This is a genomic window from Chloroflexota bacterium, from assembly GCA_014360905.1.
GTDB lineage: Bacteria > Chloroflexota > Anaerolineae > UBA2200 > UBA2200 > JACIWX01.
The window spans coordinates 1-24,592 of sequence record JACIWW010000009.1; the positions used below are offsets into that span (position 1 = coordinate 1).

The following is a 24,592-nucleotide window of genomic DNA, read 5'->3' on the forward strand; positions in this document are numbered from 1 at the left end:
GCCAGATCGGCCATAGGCGGTGCTCCTCCTGGTGCAGTTGTTTCCACAATTCTTTTACCACAGGAGCACCCCCTTTTGTCAAAATCGCCTGTACCACCTGGTAACGATCTGTTGGCGCAAGCGCACCCGAGTTTTGACAGTAACTGTGCACAATGCCAAAATTCACATCACTTGTTCGTAGTGAGCGCTTCAGCGCTCACTGAACGCACTGAAGTACGTACTACGAACTCGTTCGAATGAAGCGAAATGCTAAGCGCCGCACTTGCTCACCTACTGCACACCTCTTCACTTTGACAACAACCATGTACTCCGCTACAATTTCATTGTGTCTAGTTTTTAGCAAGCGCTTCAGCGCTAAAAGTGTATGAAATGCATACCGCAAACCATCTTGCAAAACCACGCCGCGATCACCAGTTGCTCGTAGCCATCATATTTCTGGCTGCTGTCTTGCGCTTTTATCAACTGGACAGCCAGAGCCTGTGGTACGATGAGGGTTTTAGCGTTGCTTTAGCCAAAGCATCTTGGGCCGAAGCTATTGCCTGGACAGCCCAAGATGTGCACCCACCCCTATATTACCTGTTGCTTCACCTTTGGATTCGCCTATGCGGTGATCACGCATTCGCTGTGCGCACATTCTCCGCTCTGTGCGCTATTGCCACTTTGCCACTCATCTATGTCATGGGCAAGCGCATCCTGGGACAGACAGTTGGCCTGACTGCTGCCTTCCTTGCTACCTTTTCCCCACTGGGGCTCTATTATTCCCGTGAAACGCGCATGTACACCCTCGCTACATTCCTGACCCTCCTTGCGAGCTACCTGCTCCTGCGCATTACCGCAATACCTTGCCCTCGAAAGCAGCGCATCTTTTTATGGGGTGCCTACTTGCTCACATCGCTGGCAGCAGCCTATGTCCATTACTTCGCTTTGCTTGTCCTCGTTGCACACGCTCTCTATTTTGGCGTGTGGTGGCTGTCGGTTGGATATCCCCCCTCCTACTTGCAAGAAGGGCTAGCGGTCCTGCTTTTGGGGATGGCGGGTTACAGCCCTTGGGTCTCGGTCCTCGTCAACCGCTACCTGTACGACACCGGTTACTGGGCAGCGAGCATGCCCTTCTTGGCCGCCTTGCGTCGTGTCCTCATCAGTCTCAGCGTTGGCGAGACCACGCCGGAGCATCTCGCCTGGCCTGTGACCATCGGCTACCTCGTTTTGCTACTCATAAGTGCGCCACAACTCCGTCAAGCACAGACCAAATCTGGTGCGAGACACACGCTACTTTTCCTCTGGATGTACTTGATCGTGCCTGCCCTGCTGATTGCTTTCCTCTACTCGCACAAGCCGCGCATCAGCCCACGCCATTCCATGCTCCTCTCGCCTGCATTCCTCTTGCTCCTCAGCACCACTCTCGTTCAGTTTGCAGCAAGCAAGTTTGTAGTAAGCGCTTCAGAACTCAGGGGGTCAGCATCAAGCGCTGCAACAGTTATAAGGCAAGCAATTAGCCTATTGGTGGCATTCACAGCCATCTGCTTCGTATTGGCAACCTCTGGCTACGCTGCCTACAACCTTTTCTTCAACTCTGCCATGCGCCGACCAGATTTTCGTGGAGCCGTCTCCTATATCCGCGAGCACCGCAAGCCGGACGAGGCAGTCCTACTCATCTCTGGGCACATGTTCCCCGTCTTCGATTACTACTGCCCAGGCTGTGAGCGCTACCCTATCCCTGATGACCCACTGCTGCGGGTGGACCACATGGTAACCCTCCAAGTCATTGAACAGCTAAGTGCTATCACCACGGGGAAAAGCGGAGTGTGGCTGTTGCTCTGGCAGGATCATGTAGTAGATCCGCACCATTTCGTGTCCGATCTCTTGCTCAGGCAGGGCACGGAATTGCGCGTGCCCTCCTTCCATGGTGTTGGCTTGCGCCACATCCAATTATCTCCGGCGGCCAAGTTTGTCTGGGAATCCAACGTTGTCATGCTGGTCAACGCTCGCTGGCGGCATGGCATTACCCTGCTTGAGGCGCGTGTCAACCGCTTGACCTTTCACCATGGGGATACGCTTCAATTAACCCTCTTTTGGCGTGCTGATAACCCAATCAGCGAATCGTACACGGTATTCACCCACGTGCAACGCCTTGAAGCACGCACCCAACACGATGGATACCCCGCCAACGACTCTCGACCAACGTACACCTGGCGTCCAGGGGAAGTCATCGAGGACCGCCACATGATCGAAATTCCGTCCTGGCTCCCTCCTGGGGAATACAACCTGATTGTTGGTTTGTACAACCGCTTTGTCGAGGGCATGCCCCGCTTGGGCGTGCTCGACGAACTGGGCAATGAAAAAGACTGTCTTGTCGTTCTGACGCAGGTAAACATTCTGCCAGATAGGTCATAAACACAAGGGCGTCCCTGCATTCAAGAGCCTTACTCAGCCCCGTGCGCGTGCTGATGGATGAACCACGTGCAGTTTGACAAGCAGTTCCATCCAATGTATTATTGCCCAAATATATTCTATTCATAAGTACCCTCCTAGGCGCACTTTGCCTGCTAGTTTTCCCGCTTTCCTGCCCCGACCCATACGAACCCAACCATAACTTCTCCGGGCAGGAAATGGCACTGGTTATCCACGGTCATGTATAATCTATACCATTCTGGCGGTCCAGGGTTGGCTGGCGTAACCATCCGCTGGGAGTGCATCACCTATCCCGACCAAGCAGACTAAACTGTGACAGATGACAATGGCTACTACGAATTTGACCCCCCATCCCTTTTCGGAGGCCCCAATCCCTGTAAAGGTTTCAGCATCATATCAGGGCTACATATTCGATCCACCCAGAGGCAATTGTATATGGTACCTTGGTGGCTATCAGGTGGTAGAAGCGAATTTCGTTGCCCTCCCGCACACGCCAACACCAACCCCTGTTATCCACACGCCGACACCAACACTGACCCCCGTTCACACGCCAACCCACACGCCCACAAGCAATCGCCCGCCTCCGAGTCCTGCAGGACTGATCTCGCCTGAGCATTGTGCTTTGCTTCCTCTACACCGATCCATTGTTTCTTACCGCTAGTCGTAAAACAGTAGACCAGATGCAATCCAGTCCGATATTTGTCTATTCGCTGCCATTTGTTGACGGTCAAGACTCAACAACTTGCCCCAAAACTGAACTACATCCCCACATAATGCGTCAATTGGACAAATCCAGCACTTTGTGCTATACTTTGCCAAAGTAGGCAATTCGCAGATCCAAACTGAAGGACTGAGCACATGCAATTGTTATACGTTTGCCATGTGCATAGCATGAGGAGCAAAGGAGCACTCGTACGAGTGCTCTCTTTTTGCGTTTCCAACGAATTCACACCCTTCCTATCGGCGGACCCAGTGTCCGCCTTTTTTATGCCTAGTCCCTGGGAGTGTAACTATGCCGATCGTTGAACTGCCCGGGCTCATTGATGCCCACGTGCATTTGCGCGATCCTGGAGGAACGCACAAAGAAGACTTTTACACCGGCACCTGTGCCGCTCTGCACGGCGGGATAGTGGCTGTGCTCGACATGCCCAACAACATACCTCCCCTCACGGATACTTCAACCTTGGCCGAAAAGAAACGCCGCGCAGCAGAGAAAGCCGTCTGCGACTATGGCTTCTTCGTTGGGGCAAGCACGGACAATGCGGATGCCGTGGGTAACTTGCGCGATGCAGTGGGATTGAAGATGTACCTGAACGAAAGTTATGGCCCCCTGCGTCTGGAGCAGCTTCCCTTGTTGATGAAACATTTCCAATCCTGGCCCAAAGGGCGCCCGATCGCAGTCCATGCCGAAGAGCATATGGTCGCCGTGGCCATTGCACTGGGTCAACTCTATGGACAACACGTTCACATTTGCCATCTCAGCCGACGGGCAGAGATGGAACTAGTGCGGAGAGCAAAAGAACGAGGATGGAAAGTAACCTGCGAGGTCACGCCTCACCACCTCTTCTTGAGCGAAGAAGACCAACGAGCACTCGGGGCATTGGCCTACATGAAACCAACCTTGGGCAGCGCTGAAGACCGCCAAGCCTTGTGGGACAACTTGGATATCATTGATGTGGTGGCAACCGATCACGCGCCACATACTTTGGAAGAGAAAAAGAGCGCCCAGCCACCACCTGGCGTCCCAGGCTTGGAGACCATGCTCCCTCTCATGCTCACCGCTGTTGCTGAAGGGAGGCTTTCCCTGGATCGTCTGGTGTCTCTGACCAGCACCGGGCCAGCCAGAGTATATGGACTGCAGCCACAGCAGGACAGCCGGGTAGTAGTAGACACCGACGCCTGTTATGAGATTGACGCCTCCCATCTCTTCACCAAGTGCAGCTGGACCCCCTTTCAGGGCTGGCAAGTGAAGGGCCGTGTGCTCCGCACCTATGTGCGGGGTACCTTAGCCTACGAAGAAGGGCGTATCCTGGTTGCGCCAGGTTATGGCATTCAGATAGGTTTGTACTAACTCGCGCATTGCGCGTCGAGATGAATCCAATATAATTAGGAGGTAAGCATGCAGAACAACGCAAAAATCTACGGACGCCGTGGAGCACTCTCTAACACCTCAGCGCGTGACTATTTCGTCGGCCGGGACATTCTATCCGTGAAGCAATTCGACCGCGATCGCTTGGAGTATTTGTTCGCGCTCGCGGAAGAGATGCGCATCCTGGTGCAACGAGAGGGCTCGTCTAACATCTTGCGCGGGCGCGTCTTGGCCTGCCTATTCTATGAGCCGAGCACACGCACTAGTTCCTCATTTGTCGCCGCGATGTCTCGGCTTGGGGGAAGTGTGATTCCCATCAACGAGGTGCGCTTCTCGTCGGTCATGAAAGGCGAGTCCCTACCCGATACCGTGCGCTCGCTGGAATGCTATGCCGATGCAATTGTCCTGCGTCACCCTGAAGTTGGGTCGGCTCAAATCGCCGCCGACGCCGCGCATAAGCCGGTGATCAACGCAGGCGATGGCATCGGCGAGCACCCGACACAGGCTTTGCTCGACATCTTCACCATCGAAGAAGAGTTAGGCGGGATTGATGGGCTTACGGTGGGCATGCTCGGAGACCTCAAATACGGTCGCACGGTCCACTCGTTAACCCGTCTGCTCAGCCTTTTCGATGTCAAATTGCGCTTTATCTCGCCCGATTCACTACGCCTGCCCAGAGAACTGATTGAGGAACTGGACGCCACAGGCATCCCCTATCTGGAAACTGCGGATTTGAACAAAGTCATAGGTGAGTTGGATGTGCTTTATGTAACGCGAGTGCAAAAAGAACGCTTCGCCGACCCAGCCGAGTATGAGAAAGTCAAAGACTACTATATTATCACACCAGACATCATGCGCCGTGCTAAGGAACGCATGATCCTCATGCATCCCCTGCCTCGGGTGGGGGAAATTGACCCGGAAGTGGATAAAGATCACCGTGCCGCATACTTCAGACAAATGGAAAACGGCATGTATATCCGCATGGCCCTGCTTGCAGCCGTGCTGGGCAAGGGATAGAGTGTAGAAAGGAGAACGGGTGCAGCCAAAAAAATCCTTTCTCGAAAAACTAAATGAACGCATCACAAAAGCCAATTCCCTTCTGTGCGTCGGCTTGGACCCAGATATGCGCCAATTACCCAAGCCCATGCGCCTTGCCGATGACCCCCTCTTTGCCTTCAACAAATGGCTTATCGAGCTGACGGCGTCCTACGCCTGCGCCTTCAAAGTGAATAGCGCTTTTTACGAGGCAGAGGGTGCAAGTGGTTGGCAAACCTTGCAGCACACGATCGCCATCGTCCCACCCGAAATACCGGTCATCCTGGATGCCAAGCGCGGCGATGTGGGGCCTTCATCCGAAGCCTATGCCAGAGCTGCTTTCGATGTGTTGGGCGCGGATGCCGTGACCGTGAATCCCTACTTGGGAGGCGATGCTCTGCTGCCCTTCATCAGCCGTCCACAGCATGGCGTGTTCGTGCTGTGCCATACATCGAATCCTGGTGCTGAGACAATTCAAGGAATGTCATGTCACGGGCGTGCCCTCTACGAACGCATCGCTGAGTTAGCACTGTCGTGGAACACGAACGGCAACGTGGGGCTGGTGGTGGGTGCCACTTACCCCAAAGCCCTGCGCCGATTGCGCGAACTCGCACCACAGATGGTATTCTTAGTACCCGGTCTGGGTGCACAGGGCGGCGATGTCCAGGCAGCCATAGACGCGGGATTGAACAGGAATGGGCGTGGCATGTTGCTTAGCGTATCGCGCGCAATCATCTACGATGCACGACCTGACCAGGCTGCAGCACGATGGCGGGATGCCATCAATGCCGCCTGTGCTGCCAGGCAGATTCGCCCCAGTGTCCCCAAGTTATCCTCGCACGACGAGTTGATACTTGCATTGCACGAGGCAGGTTGCATCCAGTTTGGCACGTTTACATTGCATTCAGGCGAGATTTCGCCCATTTACATTGATTTGCGCCTGTTGGTCTCTTTTCCCTTGCTTTTGCAGCAAGTAGCCTATGCCCTAACCGCTTTGCTGCGCAACCTAGACCATGACCGCATCGCCGCCATTCCCTACGCCGCTCTGCCCATTGGCATAGCCGCGGCAATAGAACTAAATCGGCCACTGATCTACCCGCGTCGCGAAGCCAAGACGTATGGCACGCGACGCAGCATCGAAGGGCAGTTTACCCCCGGCGAGCAGGCGGTGGTGCTGGATGACCTCATTACTACCGGGGACAGTAAACTGGAAGCCATTGCAGCACTGCAATCAGCCGGCCTCCGTGTAAAAGACATCGTCGTGCTGATAGACCGAGAGCAAGGAGGAGCAGAACAACTCGCCCAGCAAGGCTATCGCGTGCACAGTGTTCTGAAATTGAGCCAGGTGCTGCAGGTGCTGGTTGCGCATGGACGCATTAGTTCAGAGCAGTACGAGCAAGTGTATAACTGGCTGGACAAAAGCCGTGGAGCAAAATCTTCTGGCTAAGGCATGAAAATGTAACATCCTTTCTATCTATAGGAGTGGGCATAAAAAAGGAACTAACGATGAATTTATCTGTGCAACTATGCGGTGTGCCTCTTCCCAATCCGCTGATCCTCGCTTCAGGCATCCTTGGCACCCAGGCTGGGCTGCTGGTGCGCGTGGCGCGGGCTGGTGCAGGAGCCGTAACATCCAAATCGTGCAGCCTTCAGCCACGGGCAGGGCATCCCAATCCCACGGTGCTCGATTGGGGTGGGGGCTTGATCAATGCCATAGGATTGAGCAATCCCGGCGTCGAAGCACAAATCGCTGAACTGCGTGCGGCCAAGCAGCAGCTACGGACACTCGGCGTGCCTCTTATCGCCAGTGTTTTTGCTCATACGGTGAACGATTTCGTGGCAGTTGCGGAGCGCATGTGCCTGGCCGATCCCGACTTCCTGGAGATCAATATCTCCTGCCCCAATGTGGAAGCCGAATTTGGTCCCCCCTTTGCTGCCGACCCTCGCATGTCTGCAGCGGTCACGAGCGCGGTCAAAGCCGTCGTCAACTGCCCCCTCATCGTCAAACTCTCCCCTAATGTGTCAGACATTGCCGCAATCGCGCGGGCAGTGGAGGATGCCGGTGCCGACGCCATCGCGGCTATCAATACCCTGGGTCCAGGCATGGTCATTGACATACATTCGGGTGCGCCCATACTCGCCAATAGGGTAGGCGGTGTCTCTGGCCCGGCGATTCGTCCCATTGCCGTGCGCTGTGTGTACGATATCTATGCGACAGTGCGCATCCCGGTCATCGGCATTGGCGGCGTAACCACTGGGCGCGATGCACTGGAAATGATCCTGGCTGGAGCAACAGCAGTCGGCATTGGCTCAGCGCTTTATTACCGCGGTCTTGATGCCTTCCAACTTATCCGAAGCGAGATGGAAAATTTGATGGAAGAATGTAGCTATCGGAATCTGGATGAAATCAGAGGAATTGCCCATGAGCGACCATGAACATGACCATCAAAACTCTAGCGTATACCCTGAATACACAAAGGCCAGGGACATCCTCTCAAAAGCGGTAATGCTGCCGCGTCCGGCTCGTATCCGTCAAATTACACAAGAAAGCACGCGGGTAAAAAGTTTTGTCTTGGAGGACTGTGTCGAGTCCGTGCCGGGGCAATTCGTGATGATCTGGCAGCCCGGCTTGGATGAGAAGCCGTTCAGCCTAGCCAATGATGACCCGCTCACGATTGTTGTAGCCCAAGTGGGTCCTTTCACGACCGCGCTACACAACTTGCAGGCAGGTAACTGGTTGTGGTGGCGTGGCCCTTTTGGACGCGGGTATACGCTGCCTGCCATATATCCCGCCGATTGTAGCGACAGCAAGCAGACACTGTTGCTCGTCGGCGGGGGGTACGGCGTAGCGCCGCTCGCCTTCTTGGCGCGACATGCAAGAGCAGCAGGTTGGCCAGTGACTGCCATTGTAGGCGCGCGGACCAAAGGGGACGTCATCCTGCAAGAGCGCTTCACGGATTTGGGCTGTCAAACGCTCATTTGCACCGATGACGGCTCTACCGGGCAGCAAGGAACGGCTGTGGATCTTGCTGAAAGATTTCTGCAGCAGGCTGAGCGGGACGAAATCAGGATAGTCTATGGTTGTGGCCCCCACGCCATGTTGGAGGCATTGCGCGCCATTTGCTGCGAGCACGCCTTGCCATGCCAACTCAGTTACGAAGGCTTCATGAAGTGCGGCTTCGGCCTATGTGGGTCATGTGCCTGGCAGGGGCTGCTCATTTGCCGAGATGGCCCTGTTCTGGAGTGGTCCCCAAAGAAACCCTAAGGGGTTAGTTTGCACCCCTTAGAGCGTGGGAGGGTGTTGAAAAACCATATGGCAGGGCTATCGCCCAGCCGCAAAGCAGAGATAGTTGCTTCTGCGATCAATCAGCGCACTACAGAACTGCCGCGTGCCTTCGCCTCCCTTGCCAAATCCCACATAATCATTATACTATGCGACACAAAGGAGCATTCCATTCATGACTCGTTTCTTTTTGCGTCGCCTAGGCTCGATTCTGCTCATCAGCCTGGCCATCATATTTTTCTGCGCCCTTGGACTGCAAATGATGCGTCAGCCATTTGTGGCGTCGCGTCAACACAGCACCAACGTGCTGATGCAAGCTGTCCGCGATACCCGATCCTTTATCCATGACATGTTCTCCGGCAACTTGGGCATGGTTCAGCGTGGCAGTGGCCGCACCCGCACCTTCGTGCCGGTAACGACGGTCCTGGCGGATACCTATGTGAAGAGCATGGGGCTGCTTCTCATTTCCCTGCTTTTCGCTGCTGTGCTAGGCATCGGCGCAGGTCTGCTCGCAGCCTATTGGGAAGGCTCTCCGCTGTCACTGGGGCTGCTCACCACCACTTTGCTCGGCATCTCCTTGCCTTCCTTCTTTACCGCGCTGCTGTTGCAAGTGCTCGAAATCACCTGGTATCAGCGCACTAGAGTGCGTCTGGTGCCGGTAGGAGGATTTGGCTGGGATGCACATCTTATCCTGCCTGGGCTGGTGCTCGCGGCACGTCCGCTGGCGCAGGTAGCACGCATCACCTTCATCTCCCTGACCGAAGCTGCCCACCAAGACTATGTGCGCACTGCCCACGCCAAGGGATTGCCCAAACGTCGGGTGTGGAGCGACCACGTGCTGCCAAACGCCGCCGTACCCATCCTCACCGCCTTGGGCGTCTCGTTGCGCTTTTCCTTGGGCAGTTTGCCCGTCGTGGAATACTTCTTCGGCTGGCCAGGACTGGGCGCTACACTACTGACCGCCATCCGCATGCGCCATACGAACCTAGTTATCAGCATGGCCCTAGCACTCGGGCTGACATTTATGCTAATCAACCTATTGCTGGAACTAGCGTACCGCGTGCTCGATCCAAGAATAAGAAGCGAGGGGTAAAGAAAGATTGGAGCACGCTACCTATTTCCGCTTTTACGCTTTGCCTAGAAAAGGATAGATTTGTTTGACCGTCTGAAACGCATCATATCATCTGAACCCGACTTGACCTGGCTGGAGGCAGAAGGGCCCCAGATTGAATCGTTGCCAGAACCGCGTGCTGTCGAGCACCGACAGCCTCGCCCGCGCCTGGAAATAAACGGGCCACTGATCATCGGCAGCCTGATTGTATTCGCGTTGTTCCTCGTCGTGCTCTTTGGGCCACTTCTGGCACCGGAGAACCCGTACCTGGCTGGCCAGCGTAGCTCGATGGTCATAAACGGTCAGTTCACCACGCCGCCTTTTCCTCCTATGCCTGGCCTGCCACTGGGCACGGATGAGTGGGGACGCGACATCCTCAGCATGTTGCTCTATGGTACGCGCAACACGTTGGTTGCTTGCCTGTTTATCGCCATGGCGCGCATCTTGCTTGGTTCTGCGCTAGGCATGCTCGCTGGTTGGAATGAGGGCGGACTGCTCGACCGCCTGGTCATGGGACTAGTGGAATGGACCACTGCCCTGCCGGCGCTGTTGACCGGCATGATCCTGATCCTCGCCCTCGGCATCCAGCGCGGCATTACCGTCTTCATCGTAGCCCTCTGTTTCGTTGGCTGGGCCGAGATCGCCCAATACATCCGCAGCGAGTTTATGGTCGTGCGCCGCAAGCCTTTCATCGAGGGGGCACGCGTTATCGGACTAGATGGACTAGGCATTGCCATTCGCCACATCCTGCCCAACGTCCTGCCGTCGTTGGTGGTCATCGCCGTGCTGGAGATGGGCGCCGTGCTCATGATTCTGGGCGAACTGAGCTTTATCGGCGTATTCATCGGCGGAGGCACCTGGGTACAAGTTGGTGACACCGCAGTGGTCAACATCCCCGACATCCCAGAATGGGGAGCAATGATGGCTGGCGCGCGCCAGTACGCCCGCAGCAAAACCTGGATGGTCTTTTACCCGGCTCTGGCCTTCTTCCTGGCGGTGCTAGGCTTTAACTTGCTAGGCGAAGGCTTGCGGCGCATCGTGCAACAGCGCGGCGTCAGCACCGCCTTCATCCTGAGCAAGCGCATGGTGCTCGTCATCGCCGCCATCACTCTTGCAACGGTGTATATCGTCACTCATGTCGGTCCTGCTCCCTCCTATGCTGGACTCGCGCAGCGTTTCGATGTCCAAAACGCACTGTCCCACCTGGAAGCATTGACCGTACCAGAAATGGAGGGGCGACTGCCTGGTACGCCAGGAGCAGATGCAGCAGCAGCCTATATTGCCCAGCAATTTGCTCGCCATGGGCTGGAAACAATCAAGCCGGGTTGGGACTTTTGCTTGCCTTGGACCACACAGGTGGTAACTCCAGTCACCCAACCACTGTTGGAGATGCTCGACAGCGCTGGACAAGCGCTGCATTCGTTCCGCTACCGTGTAGATTTCGGCGTGGACATCCGCGGCCACGGTGGATCTGGAGAAGTGAATGCGCCAGTGGTCTTGCTCACTTTCGCCAAATCTTCATACAAGGCGGAGGAATTCGCAGAACTCGATCTGCGAGGTCGCATCGCGCTTTGGCTATCTAGCAATGCACCGCCTGGCTTCGTGGTAGAAGCGCTCATCCGCGGAGCTGTGGGCGTGGTCATCATTGACGAGGACATCGCTCCACGGCTGCAACTGGCACGCCAAGAGGCAGAGTATCTACGTCCGGTCGTCCTGCCCATTTTCCACATCAGCCCTGCCGCAGCCGATATTTTGCTTAGTCCAGATGGCCTGAGCATCGCAACGCTCCAAAAGACGTTGGCAGAAACAGATCCCGAAGCAGCACCGTGGACCGCATACGAACTGAGCCATCGCCTGCACATGCAACTGGAACTTTCCGCTCCCCATGAAGTAACGACAGATAACGTGCTCGCTGTATTCAGAGGTGCGGACGCCCAACTGAACAAGCAACTGGTCATTGTCTCTGCGCATTACGATAGTGCGGGCCGCCAGCCGGATGGGACTGTGTTCCATAGTGCTAATGATGGCGCCTCAGGCATTGCGGTGATGCTCGAAATTCTGCGTCTGTGGACGGAAACCGGTTTTCAGCCGCGCCGTACGATGCTCTTTGCCGCTTGGTCAGGCGGAGAATGGGAACACTCCGGTGCTCACGAATACCTTGCTGCCCAAGCACCCTATTCCATACTCAAGACCGTCGCCGTAGTGAACCTCGATGGCCTTGGCCGCGGTGGCAGCGAACTAATCGTCAGTGGTGACGAGAAACTGACCGAGCTTTTCCTACGCACTGCCGAAAGCAGTGGCATCCCGGCCAAAAGCAACACCATGCGCTATCATCCCTACTATACCGCCTTTTCAGCGCCAATGGTAGCAATAGGCTGGAGTGATGACGGCCTGCCGGCAAGCGAAGACACCTTCGACCATATCAACCCATCTCAACTCAACGCTGCCGGCCAAGCAGTCAACCTAGCCCTGATCACCTTAAGCCGTGAATATGAGTATTAGAGGAGGAAGCACGGACCATCAACGAATGCACAACGAATAAACGAATCACAGCGCCCGCCATTCGTTTGTTCGTTGCCCTATTCCTTGATGGCACCATACCCAACTATGAGCGAACGGACACAGCAAATAATCTGGATAACCATGGCTCTTATGGCCATGTGCCTGAGCGCGGTGACCATCTGGCTCTTTGCCAAGAGCCTGCAGATGAGGCCAACCCAGGCCACATCGCCATACCTTATCGCGTACATCTCGGATCGCAACGGGAAGTACCAAATATACCTCTGCGACCTGGAGGGACGCGAAATCACTTCGCCGATGCCATTTCAATCTGGCGATGTCCTTCCCGTTTGCGAGCCCCACCCACGGGCAGGCAGCGGAGGACCACGTATCGCCTTTATTCGCTTCGAAGCGCAGCTAGGAAGCATCAGCGCTACTGAAGTGGGCACACCCGGAAGCATCTATGTCGTCACCTATGGTGAGAACAAAGCGACCAAGATCAGCGGCAAAGTACCGCGTATCCTCGCCGTGGCCCCCGCCTGGTCACCCGATGGCAAGGAACTCGCCTTCGCGGGCGTAGAAGATCTCAACGGAGATGGACAGTTCACCAAAGACGAAGCCGGAATCTACCTCTGCAACGTGGAAAGAGGCGGGGTTAGACGAGTGGCTACCATTTACACCATTGGCACACGCCTTCAATGGTCGCCCGTGGAAGCCTCTCTGATCCTGCAAGCCGAGAAAACAAACGTGCCCCTGCCGGTGGCCCACCTCCTGGACCTGACCAGCGGGCAATTGATTACCAGAGATGACGCCACCATGACGGCTTGTTGGTCCCCAGATGGCCAATTCATTGCGCTCTACTCCCTTGCGGATCGCAAGATTCACGTGCTCAGCAAGGATGGCAGCGAACAATACATGATAAACGCTCCAGGCGAGTTCCTGGTTGAGTTGCATTGGTTGCCTGCTAGAGCCAGCACTCGTGCTGAAGACAAAGGTTATCTCCTAGCAGTCGTGGCGTCATCACCTAGGTCCTATTCGGGTCAACTCTACCTCAGGCCTGCATCCCCCGGAAGTAGCGAGACGTGGAAAGCCCTTACTGCTGCTGAAGCCAGTGCTGCTTATCCCGCCGCATCGCCGGATGGCCGCTACTTGGCCTATACACTGATGGCCGCACACGGCCCCACGTCTATGAGTGTAGACCTCTATGTTCTGGAGCTGGATAAAGCCCAGCCTCGCCATCTGACCAGCGACCCAGGCTTCGAAGGATTCCCAACCTGGATACCAGTGGGGAAGTGATGAGTGATAAGGAATGAGTGATGAAAGTAATGCATGAATAATTTCAGCGAACATTCAGCGCAACAGAGAAGCAGATTGCCTAATCCCAGGTGGATACCTGTCGTTGCCATCTTTTTGATGCTCTGGGCAGTAGCCCTGGGTGTGTGGTGGTCACGGCTGCAAGGAACGCCCATCCTCACACATCTGCAGCCCACGCCAGCAGCAACTGCTGCGGCTCGCCTCACGCCTCAGCCTGGAGAGGCAGCCCAACCCATTCCCGAGAGCACACCGGTCACGGTTCCTGTCGTACGCGAGGCCAAGCAAGTTGTCCGTGACGAGGATTGGATTACCCTGGCGAGATCTTTTCGCGTGGAACATGCCCTGTCCGACATTGCCGAACTCATCAGCCCGAAGTACGCTGGTCGGGCTGTCGGTTCCCCCGGGGGCAAACTGGCAAGCGAGTGGATTGCGGCCCGCTTTGCGGAATACGGGCTACAGCCAGCAGGCGACAACGGCACCTATTTCCAAGAGTTTCCCGTTCCCTATGCTGAATTAACTGCCATGCCCACCTTCCAAATCGTGGATGAGCGCGGCCAAGTGGTCGCGGAGTACCATCTTCGCGACGACTACACCATCTGGCTGGGCGGCTATGCGGATGGAGGACAAGCCGAAGGGCCTGTGATCTGGGTCAGTGATGGCAGGCACGAGGATTACAATGGGCTAAACGCTGAAGGTGCCATTGTGCTTTGCCGTTACAGATACCCAGTGGATGACGTGCTCCGTCAAGCGTTAGAGCATGGTGCCAAGGCCGTGCTGCTGGCTCGTCCGGAGAGCACCAGCTTTCCAATGCGCCGACAGGCTCATCAGGGGCCACTGTTACCTCAGGGCATACCCACATTGATTGTCGGTCAGAGAGTACTACAAGGGCTACTAGCCGACAGTGGCATGACTCTGGAGGACCTGACAATCCAATATCAATGGCGTCCTCTATCCACCCGTGTGCGCCTTAATGTGCCCCTGCGCTACGAAAAAACCGCAACAGGGCGTAATGTGTTGGGCGTGCTTCCTGGCTCCGACCCGGATGGCACACAGCAAGTCTTCATCATCGGTGCTCACTACGACCACCTCGGCGCAGACCCCGATGGCACAGTCTGGGGTGGTGCCAATGACAATGCTTCCGGTGTTGCTGTCCTCCTGGAGATCGCACGGCTGTGGCAGGAGGTGGGTTACGTACCTCAGCGTACTGTGCTGTTCGCTGCTTGGGACGGCGAGGAGATTGGCCTCTATGGCTCCAACTATTATGTCGAACACCCGCGCTATCCCTTGAAAAATACCGTAGGCATGCTGCAATTGGACATGGTGGGCGCAGGCAACGCCAAGTTGCTCATCGATGCCGGTGGCATTGTGGCAGATCAATCCCTCGTCGCCGCAGCACAGTTGGGCATTGAGGTAGAAACACAGTCCATGGGACGCAGCGATCATGCCCCCTTCGTCGGAGCAGGCGTGCCCGCAACGCTCTATATCTGGTGGGATGGGGTTGCTCCTGGGGTCATCTACCATGTCCCCGAAGACAACTTGGACAACATCGAACCAGACAAACTACAAGCCGCAGGCCAACTGGCCCATTTGGTGCTGCTCCAGTTTAGCCATGAGCAAGAGAAACTGGAGGATTTGTTTGTCCAATACGAACAAGCGATTGCGGCACGGGACGCGGATGCTCTGCATGCCATCACCTATGATCAGGATAGAGAGCTCTTGCTCTGGCAGGAAGACTGGCTGAAGGGCTTGACCCTCCGTCAGCCTGCCGAATTTAGCGCTACGGTAGGTTCAGCGTTAGTTGCGACAGATATCGCCACTGCGACGGTTACACTCCGCTATCGCTGGAAGCCCGAGCATTCCCAGGCCATGGCCAGTTTTCCCGCTAAATGGGTGCGCGATGACCATCATTGGTACTACGGCGGCCCAGCATGGGACGCAGTGCAAGGTCAGCATACGCTTGTGCAGCACTTCCAGCAGCCTGACCTAGCCCAGAGCATAGCTCAGGAGGCTGATTCACTCTATGAATTCCTCGTAGATGAGGCTGATCTGGACCTGCCAGACCCGATCGTCGTGGGCTTCTACAGCCAACCTTTCCGCAGCGGTGACCTGGCATTGCCTGGTACAGGCAGTAAGTACTTGCTGCACGCCTTGCATGCCCCACCACCGGGCTATGATGAGGCACCAGGTTGGCCGCTGAGCGACGGCATCGCCCTAAGCGACCAGGCAAGCCTGCCCACGCTCCTCTTCGAGTTTGCCTTGCAGCATACGGGCTGGCCCACACAGACCACCAGTTGGCTAGCCCAGGGTTTGTCAGATTGCCGGCGCGCTATGAGCCCAATGCTCGAAGAACAGCTCCAAAGCGAGTATATACCGCTGCTCCTTCAGGCAAACCGCAGCGGTACGCTGTGGACTGCCCAGGAGATGCCCACCCGCTATCAGATCAGTCCCCCAGAAGGGAGACTGTGGGTTGCCCAGTCCTGGGCCATGGCTCACTATCTCCTGCAAACTCATGGCTGGACGGCACTGCGATACCCTACTGCAATCAATATGGAGAGTTGGCGCACCGCTCTTCTTGCCCCCTGGCAACTGGCTGCAGAGGGCATTGAGCAGACCCTTGCAGAACGCCGTAACGCCATTCTCGCCCGTGACCAAGCAGCTTTCTTGGCTACGGTTGACCCACAGAATACCACGCTTTACCAAGAAGAAACGCACTGGTTCGAAGACCTACTGGAGCATCCGGTAGCCGAATTTGCCTACGAAAGCCAATTGCTGTCACTAACTGATCATCAGGCTACAATAAGACTCACTGCCAAATACAAACTGGCTGAGCCAGATGCATCCTCCATGAGCGTTACCTACAATGCCCATTTTGTACACAAGGACAACCGTTGGCTCTACGCGGATGTTGCTTTCATGGAGCAGCGCAGCGAGCATTTTGTGCTCAAATACCAACACCCTGACCAAGGTCGTTATGCCACCACATTGCTCGATGAAGCAGAACGCGCCTACGACCTCGTCACTGCCGATTTGGACTTTTACCCCATTCAGCCCATCGAAATCAAAGCCTATGACGACAACAGTACATTCCGCTATTCCATCTATCTGTCCATGCCCTATGCTCAGGGCTGGACGGAGCCTGGCGAGTCCATCAAGTTGGGCATTCCAGACTGGAGACAAAACGGATACAACGGCGTGGGGCGCATTATTGCGCACGAACTGACTCATACTGCCCTGTTTGCAAAAGGGGTTCAGCACGGGGGTGTGCACGAGGGTGCCGCGCAGTACGAAGCAACTCGCTACGATCCACAGTGGTTCAACCAGGAGGTACGCAAATGGCGCCGCCAAGTGTACGATTTGGTGCGCAGCAAGCGTCCTCTCACTCTAGCAGATTTGGACAACTGGCGCGAACTATCCAAGGATGATCTCCAGTTGCTCTACAGCGTGGGTTGGGACATTGTCAGTTATTTCCGGCAATGCTATGGCCGCGAAACCTTCCTGGAATGGCTGCGATTGCTGGGCACAGGCCTATCTTTCGGGGATGCCTTTGTCCGCACAACCGGCACGACATTTGCCGATTTCGACGCAGCATGGCGCGAATCCGTCTTACGAGGGCACATCTCCCCACAACTCATTGCCCTGTCATCCGAATTTGATGGCGAACTTGCGCTGCAGCATGTCTATACACTGACTCAAGCAGCATGGACAGGGCGCGAGGCAGGAACCCTCGGCAACGATGCCGCTGCCCACTACATCGCCGAGCAATTTGCTGCATTGGGACTGCAACCCGCTGGGGATAACGGGACCTACTTCCAGACCTTTGCCTTCACTCAGACAGCACTGATAACTACACCCCAATTGACCTTGATAGGACAGGATGGCCAGACACATACCCTGCAGTACCGAGTGGATTTTCGCGAATTGTTAGGAGGATGCGCAGGAGGCGGTCAGGCGGGAAGCAGCATTGTGTATGTGAAGGATCTGAAGAACGAGAATATACAACTGGGTGGGCGAGTGGCGTTGGCCCGTGCTGGTCCAGACCCGTGGACAGATGCTGAGAATGCCTTATCCCGTGGTGCTGGCGGGCTATTGCTCATCACCGACAAATGGCCCAAGGATATGTCCATCAAGACGGATGACATACACAGCCTGAGTACACCGACAATTCCGGTTTTTGAACTGACGAGGGAAGCCTTCGACTTGCTCCTTACTATCGCTGGCTATCGATCTGCGCAGCTTGAAAAGTCCCCGCCCGCTTTGCCCTTGCCCCTATCAGTGCGCATGTCCGTGCAAATAGAGAGCGCGCTGAGCAGTGCATCCAATGTCTTGGGCGTACTGCTTGGCAGTGACCCGGAACTTGCTGATGAAGTGCTGATCCTGGGAGCACACCTCGACCATGTCGGCATTCTGCCCGATGGCACGCTCTACCCCGGCGCCAATAATGACGCCAGCGGAGTCGCCGTCCTGCTGGAACTCGCCAGGCTCTGGCACGAAGCAGGCTACTACCCACGCCGCACTGTTCTGTTTGCTGCCTGGAACGCTGCTGAGCAGGGCTTGCTCGGCTCTAGGTATTATGTCGCGCATCCAGTTTATCCTCTGACCAGTACAGTGGCAGCCATTCAACTCGACATGGTTGGTCAGGGACGGGGCTATTACATCGGCGTCTATGCCGAGGAGCAACAGGATGCCATCATCCTGGCACATCTGGATAACGCCGCCACGCAGGTCGAGGGACGGTTAAACTTCAGCAAGTACGAAGGCAATAGCGATCACGAGACCTTCCATGCACTAGGCATCCCGGCGGTCAAGCTGTCCTGGGAGCGCCCCGATTACGTGCACATGCCTGGCGATACCCCAGACCTGATAGACACCCGCAAACTACAAGCCACGGGACGTGTGCTTGCCCTAACCATCATGACCTTAGCGGATCATGAATAGCCCCTACTAATCTTTCCTGACAGGAGAGATTGAATTCCCCTTTCCTAGTTTTTAGGAAAGAGATCCGGGGGGTGAGGCCCTTCCCTCTCCCCCAAATCCCTTTTGGGAAAGAGGGTTAGGGGGTGAGGCCAAACACCGCATCCCCTGCCATGCCTGGCTTGATCAGTCCCTCTGGGTTGGGCAAACGCACCTTCACGGCATAAACAGTGTTGACTCGTTCCTCCTTGGTTGCTACGTTTCGCGGCGTGTACTGTGGCTGGTCAGAGATATACACCACCCTTCCCTCAAAGCGTCTTTGTGGGAAACTGTCCACCATCACATCAACTTTCTGCCCCAGATGCACCTCCCCCAGTCGGTGCTCCGGCACATAGACGACCAGATTCACTTCGTCCAAATCCGCTAGGGTCAATAAGGTGACCCCAGGCAATACTGTCTCACCCACATTGATCATGCGCGCTACCACAACTCCATTTACCGGCGCACGCAGGGTCAACCGCTCGAGTTGCATTTGAGCGAGCCGAAGTTGTGCCTGCGCCAATGCTAGATTTGCCTCGGCTACAGCCACTTCCTCTGCCGTTGCCCCAGCCAGCAAATCGTCCAATTCAGCCTGCCCTACCGCCATTGCTGCCTCCGCCACGTGATACTTGCCTTTGGCAGCATTAGTTTTGGCCCGGTATGCAAGTGGCCTCTGCTGCATATCCTCTAGGTGCTGTACCACTGCCTTGGCAGCACGTTCATCCGCCTGGGCTGCCGCCAGCGCTGCCTCTGCCGCTTTCGCTTGAAGTTCCAATACCTGACGTTCAGTGCTGCCCCATTCAGCGTGATCAGCCTTGTATCGCGCACGATAATAATTTGCTTTAGCCTGTTCTACGTTCTGTTCAGCAAGCGCCAGTTGCGCCCTGGCTTCCAGAATTTGCTTCTGTAATTCCTGCAGCTCCTCCAGCTCGCGCTGTGCTGCCTGCCAAGCGACATATGCTTCATCCCGTTGCGCCTTTGCCATGGTCACCTGCGCTTGCTTGATAGACACTTCCTCGGCTTGTGGTTTGTTCCAGATCAACCCCAGATCAGCCTGTGCTGCCTTCACGGCAGCCTCAGCCTGGCGCACCGTCGCCTGTATAGATTGGCTATCCAACACAACCAGCATCTGCCCGACGCGCACCGCCTCTCCTGCTTGTACCCCTACCTGAACGACAGTCCCCTGGAATTCAGAAGCGATGCGCACTTCATCCGCCTCAATCACCCCACTAACTTCCAAGGTATTCTTGGCTTGCGTGCGTCCGCTACTGGGAACTATCAAGGCAACAGCCCAAACGAATAGAAAACCTGCCATCACCAGACATGCAGCACGCAACACGGAACACGCAACACGCAACACGGAGCACGCACTACGCAACACAAAAAACACCCTTCCCCTCACTTTACTCCTCACTCCTTACTTCTCACTTCTCACTTCTCACTCTTCAAACCTCGCATCTGCCGCCATGCCCGGCTTGAGCAGCCCCTCTTCATTGGACAACTGAATCTCCACTGCATAAACGGTATTGACCCGCTCTTCTTTGCTAGCCACGTTGCGCGGGGTAAATTGAGCCTGGTCGGCAATGCGCACCACTTGCCCCTCGAAAACACGCCCGGGATAAGCATATACACTCACCCGCACTTTCTGGTTGAGCGCGATCTCGCCTAGGCGGTTCTCAGGCACATACACCGTCAGCTGCACCTGCGTCAGGTCTGCTAGCGAAAGCATATTGCCTCCCGGTGCAACTACTTCGCCCACATGAACCGCGCGAGAGAGGACAACCCCATCTATTGGCGCCACGATGACCATCTGTTTCCTTTGAGCCAGCAACGCATCCAATGCTGCGCGCGCCTGCTCCACTCGCGCACGGGCAGCAGCCAATTGTTCTTCCGTAGCACCTGCCTCGTAAGCGCGCAGTTGCGCCTCTGCTAGTTCTACTGCCGCTTGGGCTTCTGTAACCGCTGCCTTGGCGGTGGCCACCTGTGCCTCCAACTGCACTGGATTCTCTAGCACAGTGCGCCAGTAGGACAAGCGCGCCTTGGCTTTTTCCAGATTGGCACTGGCGGCATTAACCCCTGCCCATGACTGCCACCAATCATAGGGTGCCAACTGCAACTCCTGTGGAAGTTTGGGCGGCGGTACGGGATACGACCAATTGTGTATCTGATCCTCGGAGTACTCCATCACATTCTTGGCCACCTCTGCCGCATCCTTCAAAGCCACCGCGCTTTCTAGGCGATGCTGGGCAGCATCAATCTGAATCTCACTGATAGCAACTTGCATCTTCAACTCCTGTGGATCATCCCGCAGCGCCTGAGCATCCGCGAGCCCCTGTAATGCCGCCTCATACGCTGCTTTTGCCTGTGCCACACGCGCTTTTGCCGCCGCAATCGCACCAGGCCTTGCCCCTGCTTCTATTTGTCTCAGCGCCGCCTGGGCCACCTCCACTTGAGCACGCACAACCTCAATCTGGCCATCTAACAGGCTCGTATCCAACGCTACCAACTCTTGCCCTACTGCTACCACATCGCCTTCGTTGACTGCAATGGACGCAACTCGCCCTCCATAGAGCGATGAGATGGCAATCTCTTCTGCCGCAATTACTCCGGATGCCTCCATGACCCCAGGCGCTGATCGCATCAACAACCCCGCATCTAAGGATGCCCTGCCTTGCAAGATGACCACCACGAACACGGCCAACAGAGCCAAGATCAATAAACTAACGATTCTGCGCTTACGCTGGGTCATACAAACATCCTCCCTGCTCATGATATCTACAAGCCATCCTCTTCTCACTCTTCTCTCAAAGTATCACAACTGGCTTTCGCTTTTTGCGCATGTTCGCAATAAATACATCCTCTAGCGAAGGCGCAATCCAATCTATGCTTTGCACGACAATGCCTTTCGCCTGAAGCAAAGAAGCAATGGCAGGCATTGCTTCCCTGGCATCTTCCACCACTGCATGTACTAACGCACCATAAAGCGCCACTTCATCGAGCGGCAATAAGCCTTGTTGTTGGGCTCCACGAAGCACTCGCATAGCAGCTTCGGCATCGCTACAAGCGATCTCTACGACTTGCCCGCGCATTTGATTGGCTTTCAGGTCAAATGGAGAGCCCAAAGCGATCAACTTCCCCTCGCTGATGAAGCCGACGCGTTGACAATGCTCCGCCTCATCCATGTAATGCGTAGTGACAAAGACAGTGGTGCCTTGCCTGGCTAAATTATAGATGAGTTCCCAAAAAGCACGCCTTGACAGTGGGTCCACACCTGCAGTTGGCTCATCCAGGAACACCAGCGCTGGTTTGTGGACGATGGCACAACCTAGCGCTAGGCGTTGCCGCCAGCCTCCAGAGAGATTTGCTGTCAGTTCGTTCTCCCGCCCCTGTAACCCTGCCATAGCCACGATTTCTTTTCCCCGCCGCTCGAGTTCCTGGGCACTTAGTCCATACACCCGCCCATAAAACTGGATGTTCTCTGCTACAGTCAAATCTCGGTACAATGTGAACAACTGCGACATATACCCGACATGAGCCTGCATTGCTTTCGCCTCCCTGGCTACGTTATATCCCAACACCTCAGCCTTGCCACTCGTGGGAGGCAACAAACCCAACAGCACACGGATCGTAGTCGTCTTTCCCGCACCATTCGGTCCCAGGAAGCCAAACACCTCCCCACGCCACACGGTAAAGCTGATGTCGTTCACTGCTGTGAACGCCCCAAAGCGCTTGGTCAAGTTCTCCACAACGATGGCAGGAGTTATGTTCATGGACATGCTCCTTCGCTAGTTGTTCGCTGGCGCTTGATCAGGAATACAAAGACTTGTTCCATGCGTGGGGCAATCCGCCGCAGGCCACTGACCGTAATACCTTGTGCTGCCAACGCTGCTTCTATCTGCGGTATCCGTCGAGCAGCATCATCCACAAAAACATGCAGCAAATCGCCATAGGTCTGAACTTCCAGCACGCCATCCAATGGGGTGATGATATCCCTTCCCACATACAGCATAGACGGCCGCAATTCGATCAGCTCTCCGGGCGCCATGCGCTTGATATCCTCTGGCGTGCCACAGGCAATCAAACGTCCCTCGTGCAACAATCCAACACGGTGACAACGTTCGGCTTCATCCATATATGGTGTGCAAACGAAGATGGTCAGCCCCCTTTCCGCACGCAAATCGGACAACAGATTCCAGAATTCGCGCCTGGAGACTGGATCAACGCCAAGTGTAGGCTCATCGAGAAACACAATCTCCGGTTGGTGCACCAGCATACAGGTCAGAGCCAGTTTTTTCTTCATCCCGCCAGACAGATGCGCCGCTAAACGCCCCTGAAACTCTTCCAAGCGTGCAAAGCGCAGCAAGCGCGGGATGCGCTCTTGCTCTTGTGCCTGTGTCAATCCATGCACGCTGGCGAAAAACTGCAAGTTTTCCAACACAGTCATGTCGCCATAGAGAGCAAACTGCTGGGGCATATAGCCAGCTCGCAGATGTATCTGCGAGAATTCCCTGACGGTATCGAAACCGGCCACTTTGGCCTCCCCTCGATCGGGGAGCAAGAGCCCATTGAGCAAGCGCAAAGTGGTCGTCTTCCCCGCTCCATCTGCTCCGAGCAAGCCAAACGTCTCACCGCGCTGCACCTCAATGCTTAATCCGTCCACCGCGCGGTTTTTTACTTTCCCGCGGCCAACAAAAGTCTTGCACAGATTGTGAGTTTCGACCATAGGCTCGCTCATAATAGTGCCGCCATTTGTTGACTGATTACTCCAGCCTCTCCTTGAACGCAGCCTGGCTGAGCCCAAAGACGATCAGCCCGTAAATCACCAAGATCAATACTTGTTGCCGGAAGAAATAGAAACCGACGCCTTTGGTCATAATGCCACGCGAAATCTGCAGAAAATGGGTGATTGGCAACAGGTCGCCTGCCAACTGTACGAGCTTAGGCATCATCGAACGTGGGAAAACATAGCCGGAGAGCATCACGCCCGGCAATAGGATCAGCGCTGAAAGTTGCTGCGCTTGCCGTTGGTTCATGGACACGGTGCTGACCAGGATACCCAAGCCGAGCGAGGAAAAAACAAATAGCAGCGACATCAGGAAATAGAGTCCCAAACTGCCCTTAAAAGGCACGTCGAACCAAAACACACCCAAAGCCAAAATGGTGCCCATGTTGATGAAGGCGATAACCACGTTCGGCAAAATTTTGCCTAGCATCAATTCCCAAGGCCTTATTGGCGTGACCAGAATCTGCTCTATCGTCCCCAGTTCGCGCTCGCGCACGATGGCCATCGCCGTAAGCATCACCGTTTGCTGCTGCAAGATCAAGCCGATCATGCCCGGCACCATGAAAACGAGGCTGCGGATGTCTGGATTGTACAGCACACGCGTGCGTACATCCAGGGGAGCAAGGGAAGAACCACTCTGCAGTCCAGAGCGTTCCAATTTCTCCGTCAACAATGTAACCGCATGAGCCTGACCCACCGTGACCGCCGCATTGAAAGCTGACTGCACCGTCATGGCATCGGAGCCATCCACTACAATAAGTGCTTGCGCATTACCGCGTTCGATAGCAGCTGCAAAGCGCGGCGGAATGACAATGGCCACACGCGCCCGCCCCTCATCAATGGCTCTGATTGCTTCGGCTTCGCTTTCTACATAGTATTGAATATCAAAGAAGCCAGAGGTCTCCATCGCTTCCAGGAACTTCCAACTGTACTGATCCCGGCTATTGTCCACCACCACTGTTGGAATATGGTCCACCTGGGTCTCTACAGCATACCCAAACAGAAAAAGGAGCACAATGGGCAAAATGAGCACAATAGCCAAGGTGCGCCGATCGCGCACCGTCTGAGTGAATTCCTTGCGGATGATCGCACGCAGCCTTTGCCACATAGCCCCCT

The 24,592-nt window shown here is 55.5% G+C and carries 16 protein-coding genes; 11 read left to right on the top strand and 5 right to left on the bottom strand.

Annotated elements, in window-relative coordinates:
• Nucleotides 1–369: 369 nt before the first annotated feature.
• From H5T67_05405 to H5T67_05455, 11 genes are all read left to right on the top strand, one after another.
• Nucleotides 370–2,394, top strand: a complete 2,025-nt coding sequence (locus tag H5T67_05405) for a glycosyltransferase family 39 protein (GenBank protein MBC7244753.1) — start codon at nucleotides 370–372, stop codon at nucleotides 2,392–2,394.
• A gap of 475 nt (nucleotides 2,395–2,869) precedes the next feature.
• Complete coding sequence (locus H5T67_05410; GenBank protein MBC7244754.1) at nucleotides 2,870–3,073, top strand: hypothetical protein; 204 nt, start codon at nucleotides 2,870–2,872, stop codon at nucleotides 3,071–3,073.
• Nucleotides 3,074–3,424: 351 nt separating this feature from the next.
• A complete protein-coding gene (locus H5T67_05415; protein MBC7244755.1) occupies nucleotides 3,425–4,483 on the top strand; it encodes an amidohydrolase family protein in 1,059 nt (352 codons plus the stop codon).
• Nucleotides 4,484–4,531: 48 nt separating this feature from the next.
• Nucleotides 4,532–5,518: an aspartate carbamoyltransferase gene (gene pyrB / locus H5T67_05420; GenBank protein ID MBC7244756.1), complete on the top strand. Its 987-nt coding sequence runs from the start codon at nucleotides 4,532–4,534 to the stop codon at nucleotides 5,516–5,518.
• A gap of 19 nt (nucleotides 5,519–5,537) precedes the next feature.
• Nucleotides 5,538–6,983 carry an orotidine-5'-phosphate decarboxylase gene (pyrF, locus tag H5T67_05425; GenBank protein ID MBC7244757.1) on the top strand — a complete coding sequence of 482 codons (1,446 nt, stop codon included), beginning with the start codon at nucleotides 5,538–5,540 and terminating at the stop codon, nucleotides 6,981–6,983.
• Nucleotides 6,984–7,042: 59 nt separating this feature from the next.
• Complete coding sequence (locus tag H5T67_05430) at nucleotides 7,043–7,972, top strand: dihydroorotate dehydrogenase (protein ID MBC7244758.1); 930 nt, start codon at nucleotides 7,043–7,045, stop codon at nucleotides 7,970–7,972.
• Nucleotides 7,959–8,801, top strand: a complete 843-nt coding sequence (locus H5T67_05435) for a dihydroorotate dehydrogenase electron transfer subunit (protein MBC7244759.1) — start codon at nucleotides 7,959–7,961, stop codon at nucleotides 8,799–8,801. Before H5T67_05430 ends, H5T67_05435 begins: the two co-directional genes overlap by 14 nt.
• A 193-nt stretch (nucleotides 8,802–8,994) precedes the next feature.
• The gene (locus H5T67_05440) at nucleotides 8,995–9,912 is read left to right on the top strand and encodes an ABC transporter permease (GenBank protein MBC7244760.1); all 918 of its coding nucleotides are present in this window, start codon (nucleotides 8,995–8,997) and stop codon (nucleotides 9,910–9,912) included.
• A 60-nt stretch (nucleotides 9,913–9,972) separates the two neighbouring features.
• Nucleotides 9,973–12,432 carry a M28 family peptidase gene (locus H5T67_05445; GenBank protein ID MBC7244761.1) on the top strand — a complete coding sequence of 820 codons (2,460 nt, stop codon included), beginning with the start codon at nucleotides 9,973–9,975 and terminating at the stop codon, nucleotides 12,430–12,432.
• Nucleotides 12,433–12,537: 105 nt separating this feature from the next.
• Entirely contained in the window at nucleotides 12,538–13,725 is a 1,188-nt protein-coding gene (locus H5T67_05450) for a PD40 domain-containing protein (GenBank protein ID MBC7244762.1), read from the top strand.
• Between the two features lie 75 nt (nucleotides 13,726–13,800).
• A complete protein-coding gene (locus H5T67_05455; GenBank protein ID MBC7244763.1) occupies nucleotides 13,801–18,678 on the top strand; it encodes a M20/M25/M40 family metallo-hydrolase in 4,878 nt (1,625 codons plus the stop codon).
• 115 nt (nucleotides 18,679–18,793) lie between these two features.
• Here the strand turns inward: H5T67_05455 and H5T67_05460 are convergent, their stop codons facing one another.
• The 5 genes from H5T67_05460 to H5T67_05480 are packed head-to-tail and all read right to left on the bottom strand — an operon-like array spanning nucleotide 18,794 to nucleotide 24,584.
• Nucleotides 18,794–20,074, bottom strand: a complete 1,281-nt coding sequence (locus H5T67_05460) for an efflux RND transporter periplasmic adaptor subunit (protein MBC7244764.1) — start codon at nucleotides 20,072–20,074, stop codon at nucleotides 18,794–18,796.
• A 57-nt stretch (nucleotides 20,075–20,131) separates the two neighbouring features.
• Nucleotides 20,132–21,442, bottom strand: a complete 1,311-nt coding sequence (locus H5T67_05465; protein ID MBC7244765.1) for an efflux RND transporter periplasmic adaptor subunit — start codon at nucleotides 21,440–21,442, stop codon at nucleotides 20,132–20,134.
• A 55-nt stretch (nucleotides 21,443–21,497) separates the two neighbouring features.
• Entirely contained in the window at nucleotides 21,498–22,469 is a 972-nt protein-coding gene (locus H5T67_05470) for an ABC transporter ATP-binding protein (protein ID MBC7244766.1), read from the bottom strand.
• Nucleotides 22,460–23,428, bottom strand: coding sequence for an ABC transporter ATP-binding protein (locus H5T67_05475; protein MBC7244767.1), 969 nt, complete (start codon nucleotides 23,426–23,428; stop codon nucleotides 22,460–22,462). The genes H5T67_05470 and H5T67_05475 overlap by 10 nt, the downstream gene beginning before the upstream one ends.
• A gap of 25 nt (nucleotides 23,429–23,453) precedes the next feature.
• Nucleotides 23,454–24,584, bottom strand: coding sequence for an ABC transporter permease (locus tag H5T67_05480; protein ID MBC7244768.1), 1,131 nt, complete (start codon nucleotides 24,582–24,584; stop codon nucleotides 23,454–23,456).
• Between the last annotated feature and the right edge of the window lie 8 nt (nucleotides 24,585–24,592).

What these genes read in the sequence shown, in the direction of transcription:
- H5T67_05405 (MBC7244753.1), top strand. Translation starts at nt 370, where the DNA reads ATGCATACCGCAAACCATCTTGCAAAACCACGCCGCGATCACCAGTTG.
- H5T67_05415 (MBC7244755.1), top strand. Translation starts at nt 3,425, where the DNA reads ATGCCGATCGTTGAACTGCCCGGGCTCATTGATGCCCACGTGCATTTG.
- pyrB (MBC7244756.1), top strand. Translation starts at nt 4,532, where the DNA reads ATGCAGAACAACGCAAAAATCTACGGACGCCGTGGAGCACTCTCTAAC.
- H5T67_05430 (MBC7244758.1), top strand. Translation starts at nt 7,043, where the DNA reads ATGAATTTATCTGTGCAACTATGCGGTGTGCCTCTTCCCAATCCGCTG.
- H5T67_05435 (MBC7244759.1), top strand. Translation starts at nt 7,959, where the DNA reads ATGAGCGACCATGAACATGACCATCAAAACTCTAGCGTATACCCTGAA.
- H5T67_05440 (MBC7244760.1), top strand. Translation starts at nt 8,995, where the DNA reads ATGACTCGTTTCTTTTTGCGTCGCCTAGGCTCGATTCTGCTCATCAGC.
- H5T67_05450 (MBC7244762.1), top strand. Translation starts at nt 12,538, where the DNA reads ATGAGCGAACGGACACAGCAAATAATCTGGATAACCATGGCTCTTATG.
- H5T67_05465 (MBC7244765.1), bottom strand. Translation starts at nt 21,442, where the DNA reads ATGACCCAGCGTAAGCGCAGAATCGTTAGTTTATTGATCTTGGCTCTG.
- H5T67_05470 (MBC7244766.1), bottom strand. Translation starts at nt 22,469, where the DNA reads ATGTCCATGAACATAACTCCTGCCATCGTTGTGGAGAACTTGACCAAG.
- H5T67_05475 (MBC7244767.1), bottom strand. Translation starts at nt 23,428, where the DNA reads ATGAGCGAGCCTATGGTCGAAACTCACAATCTGTGCAAGACTTTTGTT.
- H5T67_05480 (MBC7244768.1), bottom strand. Translation starts at nt 24,584, where the DNA reads ATGTGGCAAAGGCTGCGTGCGATCATCCGCAAGGAATTCACTCAGACG.